The 2,401-nt window shown below is 70.9% G+C and carries 1 protein-coding gene; it reads left to right on the top strand.

The annotated features are described in order from the left end of the window. Positions 1–187 precede the first annotated feature (187 nt). The coding region (tap, locus tag ACI2L1_RS45080) for a telomere-associated protein Tap (RefSeq protein WP_404745288.1) at positions 188–2,401 on the top strand (2,214 nt) is incomplete at its 3' end.

Genomic DNA, 2,401 nt, shown 5'->3' on the forward strand with positions numbered 1-2,401 from the left:
ACCAACTCGGCCTTCGGCCGTCCCGTCCTCGCCACCCGGCCATCATGCCGAATCAACCCTGACTTACGCAGCGAATTCCAGACTCAGGACACTAGCGCATGACCCCATAACCAATGTCCGCGGTTCGTACGCACTTGGTACGTGATATGTACGGTTCAAGCTAGAGTTGAGGAACAGGAGGTGTTCCATGTCCGAGCTGTTCGACCGGATCGACGCGCTGGTGGCGTCCCGGGCTCCGCTGCCGCCGCCAGCGGAGCGCAAGCGGCTGCGCACTGCCCACGGCCTGACCCTGGATGAGGTTGCGGCCGCTCTGGAGGTTCGGCGGGCGACCGTTAGTGGCTGGGAGTCCGGCAAGACGGAGCCGCGGCCGCCGGAGCGCGACGCGTACGCCCGCCTGCTCAGCAAGCTCGCAGAGCTCTACCCCGCCGACCCCAACTCCGCAGCGCCCGCTGTGGACACGGCCGTCCCGGAGACGTCCGCGAACGCCCCCGCCCCGGCTTCGGGAGCGCGGACCGTATCCACGGGCCCGGACTCCGAGGCTGCGGTCACGACGACCGATCAGAACACCCAGTCCAGCCCCACCCGCGAGTCCGCTCCGGCCGCCGCGTCGCGTCCGGCCGTCCCCGTCAGGCCGTCGTCGACGCCGCGTCGCCCGGCCGCCAGGAAGACCGCCCCGGCGAACACCCCGGCTGGTTCCGACCCCCGTTTCGCCAATGGTCCGCTCGCGGTCATCGACGTCGACGCCGACGGCCAGGTCCTCGCGTACTGCACCGGTGGCCTGGTCCTGGACGTGCCCGCCAAGTCGATCCCGTCCCTGGTGGAGTGGACGCTCAAGGAAGCCAGGCTCGGGGCGCCGAAGCTGTCCGGGCCGGGCAAGGATGCCGACCCGCTGCTGATGCTCACCGAGGCCGCGCTGGAGCGCTACGGCCTGCCAGCCACCCTCACGGACGAGGAGCGGCTCGTCGGGCGGATCCCCGAGGGCCACAAGGCCATCAAGCAGCTGGTCCGTGCGGAGTGGAAGCTGACCAAGCGCGGGTTCGGGCCGTGGGCGCGGATCTACCGCCCCGCGACCGGTTCGGAGCGGGCCTGCGTTCAGCTGTGCATCCCGTCGTGGAACGCGCTGGACACCCGGCACTGGGGCGAGGCCGCCCAGCTCCCGCCGGCGGAACTCGCGCGCGTGCTGGGCGTGTACGCGTCCCGGGTGATGACCCCGCGCGGATCGACCGCGGTGACCGGCCTGGAGCTGATGACCGCGCTGCACCCGCCGACACGGGCCTCCGAGCCGGACGCCGACGGCAAGCGGCACTCCGAGCACAACCCCGGCTCGCTGGGGAAGGATCCGGTGGACTGCGCGCCGTGCGAGGCCCCCGACGGGCACCCGCTCCTGAAGGATCTGCCGCGCTTCCACGTGCGGGGACCTGCGGAGAAGTTGTTCGAGGAGGCGTACGACTGGGCGCGGCCGATGACGGATGCCGAGTGCACCCTGCGGCACCTGGTCGGCATCGACGTGAACATGGCCTTCGCGGCGGGCGCCAACGGCCTGGTCGTCGGCCTCGGTGCGCCGACGCACGTCAAGGCGCCGGTGTTCGACGCGAAGCTGCCCGGCTCGTGGCTAGTTGACCTGTCGCATGTGGACCTGTCGCGGGTGAAGGTCGGCAAGGACACGTGGGCGGAGTTGGACGCGAGTCTGCTGCCCAGCCCGTTCACGCCGAAGGGCGAGCGCCCCGAGGGACCGGCCTGGTACGCGACGCCCACCGTCGCGTATGCGGTGGAGCTCGGCTACGACGTCACGCCGATCGAGGCGTACGTCCGTTACGAGAGCGGCCGTTACCTGGACGGCTGGTACAACCGGCTCCGCGACGCCTACCTGGCCACGATGGCCGACCTCGGTGTGGATGCCGACCTGGCGCCGGCCGACTTCCTCGCCGCGATGGGCGGCTACAAGGAGCGTGACCCGGAGCTGGCGATCGTCGTCTCCGCGGTCAAGGCAACGGTCAAGGGCGGTCTGGGCAAGCTGCGCGAGCGGCCCCGGGGTGAGGGCTGGCGGCCGGGCGAGCCGTGGCGGGCGCTGTCCCGCCCGACGTGGCGGCCGGACATCCGCGCGGCGGTCATCTCCCGCACACGGATCAACCTCCACCGGAAGATCGTCAAGCATGCCGTCTTCACCGGCCAGTACCCGATCGCGGTCCTGTCCGACTGCGTCGTGTACGCGGCCGACGGAACGTCGCCGCTGGACTTCCTGCCCTACCGGGACGGCAAGCCGCTGCCTGGCGGCTTCAAGCTCGGCATCAACCCGGGCCTGGTCAAACACGAAGGCACCCAGGAAGTCCTGTGGGGCGAAGAGGTCCGCGAGCGGTTCAACGCCCCGGAGCTCAACCTCGCCCGGTACATCAAGGACGGC

It is taken from the genome of Streptomyces sp. NPDC019531 (genome assembly GCF_044903305.1).
Taxonomy (GTDB): domain Bacteria; phylum Actinomycetota; class Actinomycetes; order Streptomycetales; family Streptomycetaceae; genus Streptomyces.